The sequence below is a fragment of the Salmonella sp. NW645 genome (assembly GCF_051703725.1).
Classification (GTDB): Bacteria; Pseudomonadota; Gammaproteobacteria; order Enterobacterales; family Enterobacteriaceae; genus Salmonella; species Salmonella enterica.
This window is the reverse complement of sequence record NZ_JAMMKR010000002.1, coordinates 466,465-483,660: the sequence shown is the minus strand read 5'-3', so window position 1 is coordinate 483,660 and position 17,196 is coordinate 466,465. Positions and strand designations below refer to the sequence as shown.

The following is a 17,196-nucleotide window of genomic DNA, read 5'->3' as shown; positions in this document are numbered from 1 at the left end:
ACGCTCTCCTGACCTATTGTTTTATATCTTCATACTCAGCGCGACTGATACAGGTATCAGGCACATCGTCATCCGTCACCAGACGCGGACTTAGCTTATTACCTTCGACAAACGGAACTAATGGGCAAAAACGCCCTGGCGATGCTTTGTTTTCCTGCCACTGAATCTCAAGCGATTCGGGCTCAGCGCCGGGTTTTTCTGCCTGAATCACGGTACGAACATTACCGGTTAGCCAAAAAGGTTGACACGTCTCATCAAGGCTAAAAGGCGGCGTCAAATGACCATTTTTACGTACTAGCGGATAAATAATACGCCCATCAGCGTAGGAAGGTATCATGTAGCAGTTATACATTTTGCCTTTACTGATCACAGGCTGAAAATAGCTTTCACCGCGATCGATCAGTTCAATCGTTTTTCCTTTCCAGCGATACACATTGACGCCATGACTGCAGCAACCACCGCGCCAATAGCTAACAATCTGTTTATGTTCAGCATCGATCTCTGGTGAAGTGATTTCCTGATAAGACGCTGGCGCATCAACATAACGCTGTTTGGCGGGGTCATAGAGCCATGTTTGTTCTGGAGCATTCGGCCCTGCAAGTAGCTCTGTTACAATCGACAGATCCGGGTAGCCATCAAAATTGACATCCCCCCATTGAGGCATAAACGGGCTACAAGTGCCCACCGAGGCGGTATCTAAGGTCTGTATGAGTTTACCATCACGGTATAATTTTATCGCCGAAATGGCCGGCGTATTGCCGCAATCAATCTCTTTGGAAGGGTCGTAACCCCCTGCATCATTCGTGTTCGTGACCAGCACAATATCAGGGGAGTTTTTAGGTTTGAGGTAGATAAGGGCAACAGGAAAATGTCGTTTTTTATCTGCGGAAGTCCATTCGCCTTTAATCTCACTGCTGGAGATTTCCGCATTCCAGTAACCCGAAAGCGCCTTTACGCGTTCTTCAAGATGCACCTCTTTATCCTGGAGTGAGCCGCGTAGAGCAATCGCTGCCTTGTGCTGATTGCAAGGTTCATAGCAGTAATACCCATAAAGCGTGTTACCAAATCGCGTGATATTAACGTTTACCGGTTTCCCCGCGATAGTTCCGGTATAGTTTCGCTCCCAGGCGGGTAGCTCCAGCACCGTGGCGCTTGTCGCGTCCATCCAAAAGCCGATGGCGAGTAACGTTGCCAATCCATATTTTATTTTGCCCATTTCCCTTATCCCTGTAGGCATTACACCCCAAAAACCAGCAACGATTGTGCTGGTTTTTCAGATGAATAGCAAAAAGGTGGGGCATTAGCAACGGATGACGACTACGCCTTATTCTTCCTGTCGCCCATTGAATATCAAAAGAAATTCTTAAGATCTGGTCAACGTAACGTCATCAGGCAGATTTCTGAATTATGAAATCTTATTCGACCTCACGAACATCCACACGCAGCTCTTTCGGCACTTCGAAAACAATATTTTCTTCGCGCCCCTCAAGCGTGACAGCTTCGCCGCCGCCAAACTCGCGCAGACGCGCAATAACATTCTGCACCAGAATATCCGGCGCGGAAGCGCCAGCGGTGACGCCAACGCAGGCGGCTTCTTTCACCCACGCCTCCTGGATATCCGCCGCATCGTCGATAAGAAACGCGGTTCTTCCCATCCGTTGGGCCAGTTCCGCCAGCCGGTTAGAGTTAGAAGAGTTTTTCGAGCCGACCACCAGCACCACGTCAGCCTGCTCCGCCAGCGCCCGCACCGCTTCCTGACGATTAGTAGTGGCATAGCAAATATCGTCTTTGCGCGGGCCGACGATTTTCGGAAAGCGTTTACGCAACGCATCAATCACATCGGACGTATCGTCCACGGAAAGCGTGGTTTGCGTCATGAAGGAGAGCTTGCCTTCATTTTTGACATTCAGCGTCCAGACGTCCTCTGGCGACTCAACCAGGTACATCCCCCCTTCCGGGTTGCTGTACTGGCCCATGGTGCCTTCCACTTCCGGGTGCCCGGCGTGGCCGATGAGAATAGACTCTTCACCGCGACGGCTGGCGCGCGCCACTTCCATATGGACTTTCGTCACCAGCGGGCAGGTGGCGTCAAAAACGGTAAGATCGCGGCTTTTCGCCTCGTTACGCACCGCCTGGGAAACCCCATGAGCGGAGAAGATCAGAATGGCGCCATCCGGCACTTCGCTAATTTGTTCTATAAAGATCGCCCCGCGCTTGCGCAGGCTGTCCACTACATAGCGGTTATGCACGACTTCGTGCCGAACGTAAATTGGCGCGCCGTAAATGGCGAGCGCATTTTCAACAATGCTGATAGCGCGGTCTACCCCGGCGCAAAAACCGCGTGGGTTGGCCAACAGGATCTGCATGTTTATGCCTCCAGCGCCGGATCGATTTCCAGCACTTCAATATCAAAGTGAACGGTATGCCCGGCCAGCGGATGGTTAAAATCAACGGTAATCGAGTCGCCGTTGATTTCGCGAATCACGCCAGGCATTTCGCTGCCATCCATTGCGGTAAAAAGCATAATCGCCCCGACTTCCGGTTCGCCCGCCGCCATAAACTCACGGCGCGAGAAATACTGGATCAAGTCCGGACTGGGGACGCCAAACGCGGCGTCAGGCTCCAGCGAAAACGCTTTCTTTTCCCCTTCTTTCAACCCCAGAAGCTGCTGCTCCAGACCTTCGGAAAGCGAGGTATCGCCAAGACGGAACAGGGCTGGCTTGCCGTTATTGCGGGTAGATTCCGCCGTTGAGCCATCATCCAGTTTCAGGGTGAAGTGCACCAGCACCGCGCTATTGCTTTGAATCGAGTTAGACATGCAGGGACAGCCTTTTATCTTACGACGTTGGAATGACGATTATTGTTATACGTTTGGCGTAACGATTGCCCGGTGGCGCTAGCTTACCGGGCCTACAACGGATTGTAGGCCGGATAAGCGTAGCGCCATCCGGCATTATCTTACGCCTGCTTTTTCGGCAGGAAACCTTCCAGCACGATAAGCGCCGCGCCGATACAGATCGCGCTATCGGCAAGGTTGAACGTTGCGAAATGCCAGTCGCCGACGTAAAAATCGATCATATCGACAACGAAGCCGTGCCACAGACGATCGAACAAATTCCCCAGCGCGCCGCCGATGATTAACGCATAAGCGATGTTATTCAGCTTCTGCGTTGCTTTCGAGCGATACATCATCACCAAAAGAATTACGCAGATCCCTATCGCAATCCCGGCAAAGAACCAGCGCTGCCAGCCGCCGCTATCCGCCAGGAAGCTAAAAGCCGCGCCGTAGTTACGCGCATAATGCAGATTAAGCGACGGGAACAGCCCTACCGTATCCCCCAGAGCGAAATTCTGGAGGATCAGGTATTTGCTGCCCAAATCGATAATCAGCACGACTACTACCAGCCATAGCCAGCGTAGTCCTGTTGAACAGAGTGGTTTACTCATCAGGCAAATTTACGTTGTTCGCCGTTACCGGCGATGTTGCTGACACAGCGTCCGCAGATATCTGCATGTTCCGCCACCTTGCCGACATCAGTAGTGTAGTGCCAGCAGCGCGGACACTTATCACCCTCGGCACGCGTTACCACTGCCTGAACTGTCGTATTACCAGCATTGTACTGAATATTTTCATCATCAATACCCCCCGCTTGCTCAGAAATCACGAACTGGGAAGTAATGAAGATAAATCTGACCTCTTCACCCAACAGCTTCAGCTTCTTAATCGTACCGTTAGCATCGTCAGCATATTTCAGCGTCACTTTTGCTTCCAGGTTCGATTTGATGCCATTGGCTTTCTGATTTTCCAGTTCTTTGTTGACCTGGTCCTTGATATAGCGGACATCGTCCCAGAATGCGTCATTAAATTCTTCATTCTCTTCCAGGCCAAACAACCCGTCGTACCATTCGCCGGTGAAGACATATTTTTCACGCTCGCCCGGCAGGTAGCCCCAGATTTCATCAGCCGTGAAGGACATGATCGGCGCCATCCAGCGAACCAGCGCCTCTGCGATATGATACAGCGCAGTCTGGCAGCTACGACGCGCGACGCTATCGGCCTTCGCGGTGTACTGGCGGTCTTTGATGATGTCGAGGTAGAACGAGCCCATTTCAACGGAGCAGAAGCGCATCAGGCGCTGTACCACTTCATGGAAGTCGTAAGCTTCGTATGCCTTCAGAATCTCTTGCTGCGCCGTTTTCGCGCAGCCCACCGCCCACCTGTCCAGCACCACCATCTCTTCCGGTTTGACCATATCGGTGGCCGGATTGAAGCCATTGAGGTTCGCCAGCAGGAAGCGCGCGGTATTACGGATACGACGATAGCTGTCGGCGGCGCGTTTGAGGATCTCGTCAGAGACCGCCATTTCGCCGGTATAGTCAGTAGACGCCACCCACAGACGCAGGATATCCGCGCCCAGTTTATTCATCACATCCTGCGGCGATACGGTGTTACCGATGGACTTGGACATTTTGCGCCCCTGACCATCGACGGTGAAGCCGTGAGTCAGTACCTGGCGGTATGGCGCTTTGCCTTTCATCGCCACGCTAATCATCAGGGAGGACATAAACCAGCCGCGATGCTGGTCAGAGCCTTCCAGATACATATCGGCAGCGTGACCGGCGAATTCCGGACGTGCGTCAACCACGGAGTAACTGGTGGAACCGGAATCAAACCAAACGTCCAACGTATCCGGAACTTTCTCGTATTGATCAGCATCTTCGCCGAGGATCTCTTTCGGGTCGAGATCCCACCATGCCTGGATACCGTCAACCTCGACGCGTTTCGCCACCTCTTCCATCGCCGCCAGAGTACGCTCAATCGGCAGCAGCTCCTGCGTTTCTTTATGCACGAACAGCGACATCGGTACGCCCCAGGTACGCTGACGTGAGATACACCAGTCAGGACGGTTAGCGACCATTGATTCAATACGCGCCTGACCCCAGTCCGGGATCCACTGAACGCCTTTGATCTCTTTCAGGGACTGTTGACGAAGCCCTTCTTTATCCATGCTGACGAACCACTGCGGGGTCGCGCGGAAAATGATCGGCGTTTTGTGACGCCAACAGCACGGATAGCTGTGCTGCATTTTTTCGACATGCAGTAGCGCGCCTTTTTCTTTCAGCAGTTCAATAACGATATCGTTCGCTTTGAAGACGTTAACACCGTCAAGCGTTGGATATGTGCCTGGCAGGTAAGCGCCGTCCGGCCCAACCGGGTTAGCCGTTTCCAGGCCATACTTTTGACCGATCACGTAGTCATCCGGGCCGTGACCAGGGGCGGTATGTACCGCGCCGGTACCTGCGTCCAGGGTGACGTGATCGCCGAGGATCGCCGGCACGTCAAAGCCCATAAACGGATGGGTAAAGCGCAGCAGTTCCAGCTCCGCGCCTTTTACGGTACCGAGAATGGTGTATTCAGCCGCGCCAATACGCTGCATGACGCTTTCAACCAGATCTTTCGCCAGAATCACCGCCTGTCCGTCAATCTGCACCAGCGCATAATCAAAGTCCGGCGCCAGGGAGATGGCGCGGTTAGCCGGCAGAGTCCACGGCGTGGTGGTCCAGATGACCAACGAGATCGGGCCGCTCACGCCCGGCAAACCAAACTTCGCTTTCACCGCATCCTGATCGACGGCGCGGAACGCCACGTCGATAGACGGCGACGTTTTGTCGTAATATTCAACTTCCGCTTCCGCCAGCGCGGAACGGCAGTCAACGCACCAGTGCACCGGCTTAGCGCCTTTGTGCAGATGACCGTTTTTGATAATTCTGCCCAGCGCGCGGATGATGTTAGCTTCGGTTTTGAAGTCCATGGTCAGGTACGGATGCGACCAGTCGCCCAACACGCCCAGACGAATGAAGTCTTTACGCTGGCCGTCAACCTGCGTAGCGGCATATTCGCGGCACTTGGCGCGGAATTCAGCGGCAGTGAATTTCTCGCCCGGCTTACCGAACTCCTGCTCGACTTTCAGCTCGATAGGCAGACCGTGACAGTCCCAGCCCGGCACGTAAGGCGAGTCAAATCCCGACAGTCCTTTGGACTTCACGATAATGTCTTTCAGAATCTTGTTAACTGAGTGACCAATATGAATGCTGCCATTCGCATATGGAGGGCCATCATGCAGAATGAAGGTTTTTTTGCCTTTTTTGGCCGCACGAATGATGCCGTACAGATCATCATCGGTCCAACGCGCCAGCATTCCCGGTTCACGCTTGGCGAGGTCGCCGCGCATCGGGAACCCTGTTTCCGGCAAATTCAGGGTCGATTTATAGTCACTCATCAGATTCTCGGTTCCGTATTTCGGTTTGATAAACACCGTCAGGATTACACCTGCCCGGCTAGCCCAAAAAACTTGCGGGCCGTTAACTCATCGCGTGCGATTTGCGCTTTTAGCTCATCAAGCGACGCAAATCGCTGCTCATTACGTATCTTTTTACGCAGTATTACATCTATATGGCGACCGTAGAGGTCCATTACAACGTCCAGCAGGTGCACTTCCAGTTGTTGACGCACGCCAGCCACCGTTGGACGAGTGCCAATGTTCGCTACGCCGGGTAACGGCTTATCGCCAAGCCCGGTGACTTCCACCGCATAGACCCCTTTTACCGGGGAGACCTGACGGCGCAGCGGTAAGTTCGCCGTCGGGAAGCCAATGGTACGTCCCAGCTCGTCGCCATGAACGACACGCCCGGAAATAGTAAAGGGATGTCCCAGCAGGCTTTCGGCAAGCGCCAGGTTATCTTCCGCCAGCGCCTGTCTCACTGCGGTACTACTGATACGCACGCCGCCTTCACAAAAGGTTTGGGTGCTGGAAACCGCAAAACCATACTCCGCCCCCGCCTTCTGTAATAACAAGAAATCGCCCGCGCGGCTAGCACCAAAGCGGAAATCATCGCCGACGGCAAGAAATTGCACGCCAAGTCGCTCCACCAGCAGTTCGCTGATAAACGTTTGCGCCGTCAAAGCGGCAAAGCGGCGATCGAATTTCACGCACAGCACATAGTCCACGCCGCACTGCGCAAGGTAATGCAGTTTTTCACGCAGGCGCGTCAGGCGAGCGGGCGCTTTATCCGTCGCGAACAGCTCCAGCGGCTGCGGTTCGAAAATCATGACCACCACCGGCAGACCGCGTCTGCGTCCTTCTTCCTGCAAACCCTGCAGTAGAGCGCGATGCCCTCGATGTACGCCGTCGAAATTACCAATGGTCAGCACACACCCATGCGGGGCCTGACTGAGATTATGTATGCCGCGTATCAGCTTCATGTCTGACTCAAAACAGTGAAAATCGCAAGAGTATACCTTGTACAGCGGTCAAGGTTAACCGACTATTGCCCTGAGGAAACATAAAGAAGATGCTTTTCATCGCCATGCGGCAAACTCCGCCCCAAAACCCGCCACTTAATGCAATTTTTCTCATGGAAAGGCTGTATTCACAGCACGCAAGCTGGTAGAATCCTGCGCCATCACTACGCAACGAGTGCTGCAATTTAAACGGCGCTTATTTGCACAAATCCATTGACAAAAGAAGGCTAAAAGGGCATATTCCTCGGCCTTTGAATTGTCCATATAGAACACATTTGGGAGTTGGACCTTGGCTAATATCAAATCAGCTAAGAAGCGCGCCGTTCAGTCTGAAAAGGCTCGTAAGCACAACGCAAGCCGTCGCTCTATGATGCGTACTTTCATCAAGAAAGTATACGCAGCTATCGAAGCTGGCGACAAAGCTGCTGCACTGAAAGCATTTAACGAAATGCAACCGATCGTGGACCGTCAGGCTGCTAAAGGTCTGATCCACAAAAACAAAGCTGCACGTCATAAAGCTAACCTGACTGCACAGATCAACAAACTGGCTTAATCGCCTGCTTGTTATCAGCTTTGTAAAAAAACCCGCGTAAAGCGGGTTTTTTTATGCCTGCTATCTGCCGTTTTTCTCGTCAACCGCTGGCGCCGATCTCACTCGTTAACGCTCTTACTAACCAGCCTCTTTTTTCAGCTACTCCTCCCTTAGCCACGTCACGTAATACTTGAAAGTTATTTTCTTTCACTGTTTTCCTTTTTTTATTTCATTATTAAAAAAACTGTGACCACCTTAGCAAATAGAAACATCGCTCATTCAAAAACTAATAAACGCAATCCTGATGTAAGATTTGATAATTGATTGATGCCGTCGGGTTAACTACTTTTCATGTACACCTTACTTACTCATTTTAATCTGAGGTTAAATTCAAAAACGACATAAAAATAATATTCAAAACTTGCTTAGAAAGTAGAGGTTGTTTTTCTGGGCGTATCGTACCAATATCGGAGTTATCATTATGAGTTCTGTCATTGAGGATACCCAGCCTTCCGGGTCAGCATCATTGTCTTTACTACAGCGTATTAGCTATGGCTCTTTGGATGTGGCGGGTAATCTGCTGTACTGCTTCGGTTCAACGTACATTTTATATTTCTACACAGACGTTGCGGGCATTAGCCTTGCCGTAGCAGGCGTTATCCTGCTGCTGGCGCGTATTATCGATGGCATAGACGCCCCCATATGGGGGATCATCATCGATAAAACGCGTTCACGCTACGGTAAATGTCGTCCCTGGTTTTTATGGTTACCGCTGCCTTTTGCGGTATTCAGCGCGCTGTCATTTTGGTCTCCTGATATCAGTATGACAGGAAAAGCCATCTATGCAGCAATATCTTATATGATTGCCAGCATTCTATTTACCGGACTTAATACACCACTCAGTGCAATATTACCCCTGATGACCTTATCTCCCAAGGAAAGACTGGTTTTAAATTCCTGGCGAATGACCGGTGGGCAAATTGGGGTTTTATTAATGAACGCGACCGCCTTGCCGTTAGTCGCTTTTTTAGGTAACGGTGATGATCACGCTGGTTTTATTTATACGGCAATTACATTTGCCATTATATCCTGCGCGCTAACGCTCTTTGCGTTTAAAAACATTCGTGAAATGGATACGGATAAAATACAGCATGAACCTAAGTTGCCGATGAAAAAAAGTTTCGCGGCGATGAAAGGTAACTGGCCGTGGATCCTGATGGTGCTGGCTAATCTGATCTTCTGGATTGCCCTACAGCAGCGCAACACGACCATTGTCTATTATCTGACCTACAACCTCGACCGTAAAGATCTGGTACCGCTGATTAACAGCCTGGCGACGATTCAGATCCTGTTTATCATCGCTATCCCCTTCTTTAGCAAATACCTGGCTAAAACCTGGATATGGGTAGGCGGTCTGCTGGTCGCCACGTTTGGCGGCGTCATGATGTGGCTGGCAGCGGACAACATTACTTTCCTCATCGCCGCCTGGATACTCGGCAATATCGGCAGCGGTATCGCCTGCTCAATGCCGTTTGCCATGCTGGGCTTCGCCGTCGATTTCGGCGCCTGGAAGACCGGTATTAAGGCTACCGGCATTCTTATCGCCTTCGGCAGCACCTTCTGCATCAAGATGGGTAGTGGCCTCGGCACCGCTTTCGCCGCCTGGATCATGAACAGTTTTGGCTATGTCCCCAACCATGCCCAGAGTGCTGCGGGTCTGGAGGGAATTATCTGGGCCTTTATCTGGGCACCCGCCCTACTCTTCGCGCTCGCAGCGATCCCACTACTTTTCTTTCGCAAATACGAAGCGATGGAAGAGAAGATTCGCCACGATCTGGAAACCATCAACTCATAACGTTCTTTACCTTCACCCTCGAATATGGGAGGCACCACCATGCCATTTATGCAACAAGACCCGCGTCGTCTGGTCTGGCAGCAAAACGATCGCTATTTATGGATTGAACCCTGGGGCGAGAACAGCCTGCGCGTACGCAGCGGCCGTCATCTGCCGGTAATGAGAAATGAAGACTGGGCATTGACTGAGCCAGTCGCAGAAAGTCAGTGCCACATTGATTATGAGCACCACCAGGCAACGCTGACCAACGGCAAAATTATCGCTATCGTCAATCAAAAAGGACAAGTTACCTTTTACCGCCATCCACACAAACCCCTGTTGCAGGAGTTCTGGCGCCTGCGGGGCGAAATTGGCGAGGATGAATCATCTCACGGCCAGTACGTCAGCGCACTCAACCTTGAGGGACGCGAGTTCCGCCCTATTCAGGGTGGGAAATATTCACTGAAAGCCCGCTTCGAAGCCACCGAAGGGGAAAAAATTTATGGTATGGGGCAGTATCAACAGGCCAACCTGGATCTCAAAGGATGCGTGCTTGAGCTGGCGCAACGTAACTCCCAGGCCTCAGTACCGTTTATGCTCTCCAGTCTGGGCTACGGATTTTTATGGAACAACCCGGCAGTCGGACGCGTAACCTTTGCCCAAAACGTTACCGAATGGGAAGCGCAGGTCAGCGAACAGCTGGACTACTGGATCACGGCTGGCGATACCCCGGCAGAAATTAGCCGGGCTTACGCGCTGGCTACCGGCACACCGCCGATGATGCCGGACTACGCCATGGGCTTCTGGCAGTGCAAACTCCGTTATCGCACGCAGGAAGAGCTGCTGGAGGTCGCCCGCGAATATAAGCGTCGCAATCTGCCTATCTCAGTGATCGTTATCGACTTCTTTCACTGGCCGAATCAGGGTGACTGGATGTTCGATGCGCGCGACTGGCCCGATCCTGATGCCATGATTGCCGAGCTGAAATCGCTGGGAATTGAGCTGATGGTCTCCGTCTGGCCGACGGTAGATAACCGTACCGAAAGCTATCGGGAGATGCGCGAAAACGGCTGGCTGGTACAAACGGAACGTGGCTTGCCGATCAATATGGATTTCCTCGGCAATACCACTTACTTTGATGCGACTCATCCGGGCGCGCGCGACTACGTCTGGGGCAAAGCCAAACGCAACTATTACGATAAAGGCGTGAAGCTATTCTGGTTAGATGAAGCCGAACCTGAGTTCAGCGTTTACGACTACGACAACTATCGCTACCACGCCGGGCCAGTACTGGAAGTGGGCAATATCTACCCACGTATGTACGCTAAAACCTTTTTTGACGGCATGAAAGCCGATGGCGAAGACCAGGTTATCAACCTGCTACGCTGCGCCTGGGCCGGCAGTCAGAAGTACGGCGCGCTGGTCTGGTCAGGTGATATTCACTCCTCGTTTAGATCGCTACGCAACCAGTTTGCCGCTGGACTCAATATGGGAATCGCGGGGATACCGTGGTGGACGACGGATATCGGCGGTTTTCATGGCGGTAATATTCACGACCCGAAATTCCATGAATTGCTGATTCGCTGGTTCCAGTGGGGCGTCTTTAGCCCGGTGATGCGTCTGCACGGCAACCGCGATCCGCAAATTTTACCCGCACAACCGTACCGGGATGGTATCGCCCAGTGCCCTACAGGTGCGCCGAACGAAGTCTGGAGCTACGGTGAGGAAGTATGCGACGTACTGACAGGTTGCCTGGCGTTGCGAGAAAAACTCAAGCCCTATATCAAAGCGCTGATGGAGGAAACCCATAAGCACAATACGCCAGTGATGCGCCCCCTGTTCTTTGAATTCCCCGAACAGGAAACAAGTTGGGCAATCACCGACCAGTATTGTTTTGGTCCTGACCTGCTGATCGCCCCCGTCATGCATGAAGGTATGCGCGAACGTGATATCTGGCTGCCGGAAGGGGAAACATGGACGGATCTTGCGACCGGTGAAAGCTATTCAGGAGGGCAAACGCTGCAGTACGCTACGCCACTGAACAGAATTCCGGTGTTTATCCGCGAAGGTGGGCAGTACCGTAGCCTACTGAATTTGTAGAATGATTCCGGCTGCGGGTTAGTACCGCAGCCGGAAGTATTACGGTAGGTATGTCTACTGAAGCTTAAACAATGCCGAGTAGTCCGCATTGCAAATACGCTGCACCGCCGGATGCTGGATCATTCTTTCGGCAAAAATCGCATGATATTCTTCCATGACATTCTCCACGCGCCCAATCTCTATTACCGACTCATCGGCATAAAAATCCAGCGAATAAAGGCTCGGCGCCACAAAAATCGCATCATGCGTCGCGCCAAACGCCTTCATTAAGGCCGCGTCATCAAATTCACCGAGGATCTCAACCTGCAACCCCTGCGAATTAAACCAGTTCAACAACTTACGCCCCAGCATTGAGCGACGTCCCGGCACCAGCAACCGTCGCTCTTCCAGGCAGGCAGGGAACGCTTTTTCAGGAAGCGGATTCGTACACCAGAAACTGACGCTGCATTCGCCGATTTTGACTGAGAATAGCCCCTCCTGCTGCGTGGAATCTATCGGGCAGTCGGAGATAATCATATCCAGCTTGTGCTGGCTGAGCTGTTCGAGCAACATTTCGTGCGTCGACTCAAAGCAACGCAGATGTATGGGTTCGTCCACCACCACCGCCGCATCCAGAACGCTGCTGACCAGACGCTTGGATAAAGCATCGGCGACGCCGACATCAAACAACAGGTTTGATTCTTTGCGGTAATTGACGATATCCAGCATCTCCTGGCTTAGCGTAAACATTTTGTCCGCATAGCGAAAAACCAGCTCGCCCAGTTCGCTGGGCTCAAGACCGCGTCCCTTACGTTTAAATAGCTTCCCCTGTAAACGCTCTTCCAGGGCTTTAATTTGACCAGTAATGGTTTGCGGCGTCAGAAAAAGCGCCTCTGCGGCACCCACGACAGAACCTTCTTTATAGACATGCCAGAAGTAATAAAGATGGTTGTAGTTAATATGAGACATGCTCATTCCTCTCCCTGTTCAATGTCGCAAGGGAGCGATACATCGCTCCCCCTTTCCTTCGTACTGGTTATGCCGGCGCGTTCAAACGCGCGCGCAACCAGCTATACCCCACCACTGCGGAGAGCAATGAACCAATCAAAATGCCCAATTTCGCCCAGTTAATAAGTTCCGGATCGACATTGCCAAATGCCAGGCTGGCGATAAAGATGGACATCGTAAAGCCAATGCCACACAAAATGCCGACCGCCATGATTTGCTGATAAGTGGTCCCCTGCGGCAGATGCGCCAGCTTGAAACGCAGCGCCAGCCAGCAAAACAGGCTAATCCCCAGCGGCTTACCAATCAGCAGACCGGCAATAATTCCCAACGGCAGCATGGAGGTCAGACCGTCAATCGTGACGCCCTGAAGAGAAACGCCGGCATTCGCAAAAGCGAAGAGCGGCAGGATCAGGTACGCGACCCACGGGTGCAGAACATGCTCCAGACGCTTCGCCGGCGAGCGACCGTGTTTTTCTTTCAGCGGAATAAAGAAGCCGACAATGACGCCTGCCAGCGTTGCGTGAACGCCGGACTTCAGTACCGCCGTCCACAGCACTGCCCCGACCAGAATATATACCCCTGTCCGTCTGACGCCGCACAGGTTCAGCAGCGCCAGCACGGCAATCGCGAACGCCGCCACGCCCAGCGAGACGATAGAAAGATCGCTGGTATAAAACAGTGCGATAATAACGATGGCGCCGAGATCATCGATGATCGCCAGCGCCATCAGGAAAATTTTCAGCGCCAGCGGAACCCGGCTGCCCAACAGCGCCAGCACGCCCAGCGCAAAGGCAATATCCGTCGCGGCAGGAATAGCCCAGCCCTCGCGAGTGACCGGATCGGAGTAGTTAAAGGCCAGATAAAGCAATGCCGGTACAATCATCCCGCCGATGGCGGCAATCACCGGAAAAGCGGCCTGGCGCAGACTGGCTAACGAGCCTTGCATCAGTTCGCGCTTAACTTCCAGGCCAATCAACAGGAAAAACACGGCCATCAGCGCATCGTTGATCCACAGCAGCATGTTTTTGTTGATTTCAAGCGCCCCAACCCGTAGCTGAACCGGCGTCTCCAGAAAATCATGATACCATCCACTGGTCGCGCCCATATTGGCCATCAGCATAGCCAGCGCAGCGGCGATGATGAGAATGATGCCCCCAGAGGCATCGCTGCTAAAAAATCGGTGCAGATGTTTCACTTTTTATTCTCTCAATCAGGTGAATTCTTCGAATCTACTATCTTACCTCGCCTGACTCATCGTTAAAATTAGATTATATATGATGAATAGCTCGTTTTTTACGAAATGAAGTCCGACTTACGCCGGACTTTTTTAGTGCAGTCAGTCATTGACGATAGACCGCTACGCGTACAGATCCATTTTATACACCCGGAAACTGGTAATATCGTAGCGATAGCCTTCCCCGTTCGTTTCCGCGTTTTTGTAGTAACCTGACGTCATGGTCGCTTCAAAAAGCACGGTTTTCTCCGTAGGCGCAATCTCCTGTAAAATTAGCAGCCCCATCGCCTCACTGCCCGCCTGCGGATCGATAATATCGCTCTCGCCAGGCTGGCAAGAGATGGCGCGGCCATAAACGGATTAAGAATAATCAACGCATTTTGTACTGTATTACTTTCTGTAATCTGGCTGAGGCTGTGCTCATAAATCGCCGTATGGTTGAGCACCATCGCATTTTGCTTATCAATCCTCTGATTGACGGAAAGACACGGGCCAAGAAGCGTATTCTTTTGATGTTTGAACGGCCCCATGATCTCTCCAGTATATCGTTGTCGTTCCTTGCTGGAACAACGAAATAGATACGCTGGAGAGGGTTGTGCTGATAATCAAAAGCCATCGATTCAGCTCTATCACACGGCATGCGATGCGTTATCCGACCTTACGGGATTGATTATATTCATACTTCAGATAATCCAGCGTTGCCGTCACATTTGCCGGTGACAGACGATTAAGCTGCGCCAAAAAAGGATGCGCATACAGATAATTAATGAACGCCGTCGCGCCTTGTAACGTAGCATAACGTTGCTGGGTAATTTTTTTATTACCGGTGAGATTACACACCGCCATAGCATAATCGCGGGTAGAAAAAGTACGCCAGACATTGTTACGGATACCGCCGCTTAAAAACAGGCGTGGCGGAATATCTTTTTGCAGCGGCGTCGTACCGCGTTCTTTGACAAATGAAATATGGCAACGGCCCTGATGGACATGCGGCATGTTCGCCATCATGCATCCCCCCAGAATAAAGCATTCATGATCGAGGTAATGCTGAACGTTTAAGGAGCGTTCGTCCGTCAGCATCCGCACCAGTTCAAAATGGCGGTAGGCAGGCAACACCGGCTTTACGATCATTCCGGAGTCATTCTTATATAACGAGGCCGGACCGTAATCGATATCAAATAAAGTTTCGCGGCGCGCTGTAATCGCTTCCTTACGTTGCACCATATGCGCCAGTGTTCCCGGAGGTAGCCGTTCTTCATAATACGACTGATACTGCCAGGCTTTATCCAGCGGCTGTGCTGAATAATTTGACGAAATCGCCACCACCCTTCCGCTTTGTTCTTCTGCCGTCACCAGAACATACAGGCTGCTGTCTCCACCGTTATAGTTCACCCGGAAAGCGCGGGTGCTGAGTGCGATATCGAAGGCCGGAAACTGCTGGCATCGCTCCGCAAGGTTTGCATTACGGGATAGTTTAAACAGCGCCCGGTTAAGGCCTGTGCTGTCTAATTTCAGCTGTGAGCGGATCCCGGCAAGCGATGTCCCTTCCTCAATTAGGGTTGCCAGCTCGTCCTGTCGGCAATCGCTTTTTGCCTTTTCGGGGACGATGAACGTTTTCCGACACTGACTACACGCCATGCGGTGTTCTCCCTGAGTCGAGAAGCCGTATTTCTTTAATGAGGTGCTGCCGCAGGCAGGACACTGTTTGACCAGGCCTTTCCATCCCCGGTTTACCGTGTGGCGAAAAAGATTTAACGCCCCAGCGGAAATAACAGGAAACAGGAAACCACATTCCCGACAAAGAACATCTTTTCCCTGGCGGACATAATCCGGACTGTTCAACACGCCCAGATTTTTACATCCCGGCGTTTTACAGCAGTCCACATTAATATTGGCAAACATGCGTTCCTCCTTGAGCATTACTTAAAAAAAACAGACCGGATCTCCGCCGGTGACAGGTTATTTACGTAAAGGGTTTTCATCGCTTTCATCATCGGCGCGGTATGAGAGAAAAAGCACTGATAGCCGGCACAAAGATAGTTTTGCTTCATCGGTCCGCAAGCCGAAGGCAAAAAGCGGTGTTTAGGGCAACCGCCATAACAGGCGAATTGCCACGGGCAGGTATGGCATTCCTGCGCCATCGTGCGGCTTTTATCGAGACCAAACTGCTGGTTTTGCGCGCTATTATTCATCTGACGCAGCGGCGTGTCGTTAATATTGCCGAGCTTATATTGCGGGTAAACGAAATGATCGCAGTTATACACATCGCCATTCATTTCCATTGCAAAAGCGCTACCGCAAACGGGCGCAAAAACGCAAACCTGAGGGGGGAGTCCACACCATGCCGCCAGCGTTTGTTCAAAGAGTTGAATGCCGATATCACCAATATCTTCGCGGATCCAGATATCAAAAATGGCATTCAGGAACTTTCCAAACTGTAATCCGTCCACTGACCAGGGGGTTACTGCGGTTTTCTCGTCCTGCGGATGCGCCAGCATTCCGTCTTTATTTGCCGCTCTTTCCACTAGCGGAATAAACTGCATATAGCGGCTGCCGATAGATTTCAGATACGCATAAACCCGCTGCGGGTGTAGCATATTGCTCTGACTCACCACCGTGAGAGTATTAAATTCAACGCCATGACTCGCCAGGCATTTTATCGCCTGTTCAACTTTATGATGGGTAGGTTGCCCTGCGCGAGTTACCCGCCATTCGTCGTGCAGCGCCGCATCGCCATCAATCGAAATACCAACCAGAAAGTCATGCGCCCTGAAGAATCTTGCCCATTCATCATCAATCAGAATGCCATTGGTCTGAAAAGTATTAACGATGGCTTTTCCATTAGCATAACGTTGCTGGAGCGCTACCGCCTGGCGGTAAAATGGCAGCCCCATCAGCGTCGGTTCCCCACCCTGCCACGCAAAAATCACTTCATCTACGTCCTGCGCCGCAATATGCTGTTGCACAAACAACGCTAGCGTTTCTTCCGTCATCTTGTAATGGTTTTTTCTATCGGGATAGAGCATTTCCTTTTCCAGATAGAAGCAATATTTACAATCAAGATTACACACCGACCCGGTCGGTTTGATCATTACCTGACAGCTTTTCCGTTGCATATTTTCCGTATCCCTAAAATAAAAGAACCTGACTCAGCACGAGGGCGCTGAATCAGGCGGGCAGAGCCCTAAGTGGCATACTTAATTTTT

The 17,196-nt window shown here is 51.8% G+C and carries 15 protein-coding genes and 1 pseudogene; 3 read left to right on the top strand and 13 right to left on the bottom strand.

Annotation, left to right across the window (positions count from 1 at the left end):
• Positions 1-13: 13 nt before the first annotated feature.
• The 7 genes from NA389_RS06160 to NA389_RS06130 form a co-directional block, all read right to left on the bottom strand.
• On the bottom strand, positions 14-1,216 hold the full coding sequence (locus NA389_RS06160) for an XAC2610-related protein (protein ID WP_000516311.1): 1,203 nt from the start codon (positions 1,214-1,216) through the stop codon (positions 14-16).
• A 199-nt stretch (positions 1,217-1,415) separates the two neighbouring features.
• Positions 1,416-2,366: a 4-hydroxy-3-methylbut-2-enyl diphosphate reductase gene (gene ispH, locus NA389_RS06155; RefSeq protein WP_001166422.1), complete on the bottom strand. Its 951-nt coding sequence runs from the start codon at positions 2,364-2,366 to the stop codon at positions 1,416-1,418.
• A gap of 2 nt (positions 2,367-2,368) precedes the next feature.
• A complete protein-coding gene (gene fkpB, locus NA389_RS06150) occupies positions 2,369-2,818 on the bottom strand; it encodes an FKBP-type peptidyl-prolyl cis-trans isomerase (protein ID WP_000071522.1) in 450 nt (149 codons plus the stop codon).
• A gap of 140 nt (positions 2,819-2,958) precedes the next feature.
• A complete protein-coding gene (gene lspA / locus NA389_RS06145) occupies positions 2,959-3,447 on the bottom strand; it encodes a signal peptidase II (protein WP_000042735.1) in 489 nt (162 codons plus the stop codon).
• Positions 3,447-6,281, bottom strand: coding sequence for an isoleucine--tRNA ligase (gene ileS / locus NA389_RS06140; protein WP_001563101.1), 2,835 nt, complete (start codon positions 6,279-6,281; stop codon positions 3,447-3,449). Before ileS ends, lspA begins: the two co-directional genes overlap by 1 nt.
• A 44-nt stretch (positions 6,282-6,325) precedes the next feature.
• The gene (gene ribF, locus NA389_RS06135) at positions 6,326-7,264 is read right to left on the bottom strand and encodes a bifunctional riboflavin kinase/FAD synthetase (protein ID WP_000767311.1); all 939 of its coding nucleotides are present in this window, start codon (positions 7,262-7,264) and stop codon (positions 6,326-6,328) included.
• Positions 7,265-7,271: 7 nt separating this feature from the next.
• Positions 7,272-7,487, bottom strand: a complete 216-nt coding sequence (locus tag NA389_RS06130; RefSeq protein WP_001538903.1) for a DUF2575 family protein — start codon at positions 7,485-7,487, stop codon at positions 7,272-7,274.
• 105 nt (positions 7,488-7,592) lie between these two features.
• On the opposite strand from NA389_RS06130, the gene rpsT reads away from it, so the two are divergent.
• The 3 genes from rpsT to NA389_RS06115 all read left to right on the top strand — a co-directional run bounded on the left by rpsT (position 7,593) and on the right by NA389_RS06115 (position 11,769).
• Complete coding sequence (gene rpsT, locus NA389_RS06125) at positions 7,593-7,856, top strand: 30S ribosomal protein S20 (protein ID WP_001518655.1); 264 nt, start codon at positions 7,593-7,595, stop codon at positions 7,854-7,856.
• 460 nt (positions 7,857-8,316) lie between these two features.
• Positions 8,317-9,690, top strand: coding sequence for an MFS transporter (locus tag NA389_RS06120; protein ID WP_000099988.1), 1,374 nt, complete (start codon positions 8,317-8,319; stop codon positions 9,688-9,690).
• Positions 9,691-9,729: 39 nt separating this feature from the next.
• Positions 9,730-11,769 carry a glycoside hydrolase family 31 protein gene (locus tag NA389_RS06115; RefSeq protein WP_001116451.1) on the top strand — a complete coding sequence of 680 codons (2,040 nt, stop codon included), beginning with the start codon at positions 9,730-9,732 and terminating at the stop codon, positions 11,767-11,769.
• Between the two features lie 54 nt (positions 11,770-11,823).
• Here the strand turns inward: NA389_RS06115 and nhaR are convergent, their stop codons facing one another.
• The 6 genes and pseudogenes from nhaR to NA389_RS06085 form a co-directional block, all read right to left on the bottom strand.
• Positions 11,824-12,723, bottom strand: a complete 900-nt coding sequence (gene nhaR, locus NA389_RS06110) for a transcriptional activator NhaR (RefSeq protein WP_000062872.1) — start codon at positions 12,721-12,723, stop codon at positions 11,824-11,826.
• A gap of 61 nt (positions 12,724-12,784) precedes the next feature.
• Positions 12,785-13,951, bottom strand: coding sequence for a Na+/H+ antiporter NhaA (gene nhaA / locus NA389_RS06105; protein WP_000681340.1), 1,167 nt, complete (start codon positions 13,949-13,951; stop codon positions 12,785-12,787).
• Positions 13,952-14,113: 162 nt separating this feature from the next.
• A pseudogene (locus NA389_RS06100) lies at positions 14,114-14,341 on the bottom strand (aryl-sulfate sulfotransferase); the annotation flags it as partial.
• Complete coding sequence (locus tag NA389_RS06095) at positions 14,263-14,520, bottom strand: hypothetical protein (protein ID WP_000528980.1); 258 nt, start codon at positions 14,518-14,520, stop codon at positions 14,263-14,265. The gene NA389_RS06095 and the pseudogene NA389_RS06100, both read right to left, overlap by 79 nt.
• A gap of 118 nt (positions 14,521-14,638) precedes the next feature.
• Positions 14,639-15,892 carry an IS1/IS1595 family N-terminal zinc-binding domain-containing protein gene (locus NA389_RS06090; protein ID WP_000457885.1) on the bottom strand — a complete coding sequence of 418 codons (1,254 nt, stop codon included), beginning with the start codon at positions 15,890-15,892 and terminating at the stop codon, positions 14,639-14,641.
• 17 nt (positions 15,893-15,909) lie between these two features.
• The gene (locus NA389_RS06085; RefSeq protein ID WP_001189142.1) at positions 15,910-17,106 is read right to left on the bottom strand and encodes an anaerobic sulfatase maturase; all 1,197 of its coding nucleotides are present in this window, start codon (positions 17,104-17,106) and stop codon (positions 15,910-15,912) included.
• Positions 17,107-17,196 lie beyond the last annotated feature (90 nt).

Excerpts from the sequence above, each read along its gene's own strand:
- NA389_RS06160 (WP_000516311.1), bottom strand. The coding sequence starts at position 1,216 with ATGGGCAAAATAAAATATGGATTGGCAACGTTACTCGCCATCGGCTTT.
- ispH (WP_001166422.1), bottom strand. The coding sequence starts at position 2,366 with ATGCAGATCCTGTTGGCCAACCCACGCGGTTTTTGCGCCGGGGTAGAC.
- fkpB (WP_000071522.1), bottom strand. The coding sequence starts at position 2,818 with ATGTCTAACTCGATTCAAAGCAATAGCGCGGTGCTGGTGCACTTCACC.
- lspA (WP_000042735.1), bottom strand. The coding sequence starts at position 3,447 with ATGAGTAAACCACTCTGTTCAACAGGACTACGCTGGCTATGGCTGGTA.
- ileS (WP_001563101.1), bottom strand. The coding sequence starts at position 6,281 with ATGAGTGACTATAAATCGACCCTGAATTTGCCGGAAACAGGGTTCCCG.
- ribF (WP_000767311.1), bottom strand. The coding sequence starts at position 7,264 with ATGAAGCTGATACGCGGCATACATAATCTCAGTCAGGCCCCGCATGGG.
- NA389_RS06120 (WP_000099988.1), top strand. The coding sequence starts at position 8,317 with ATGAGTTCTGTCATTGAGGATACCCAGCCTTCCGGGTCAGCATCATTG.
- NA389_RS06115 (WP_001116451.1), top strand. The coding sequence starts at position 9,730 with ATGCCATTTATGCAACAAGACCCGCGTCGTCTGGTCTGGCAGCAAAAC.
- nhaR (WP_000062872.1), bottom strand. The coding sequence starts at position 12,723 with ATGAGCATGTCTCATATTAACTACAACCATCTTTATTACTTCTGGCAT.
- NA389_RS06095 (WP_000528980.1), bottom strand. The coding sequence starts at position 14,520 with ATGGGGCCGTTCAAACATCAAAAGAATACGCTTCTTGGCCCGTGTCTT.
- NA389_RS06090 (WP_000457885.1), bottom strand. The coding sequence starts at position 15,892 with ATGTTTGCCAATATTAATGTGGACTGCTGTAAAACGCCGGGATGTAAA.
- NA389_RS06085 (WP_001189142.1), bottom strand. The coding sequence starts at position 17,106 with ATGCAACGGAAAAGCTGTCAGGTAATGATCAAACCGACCGGGTCGGTG.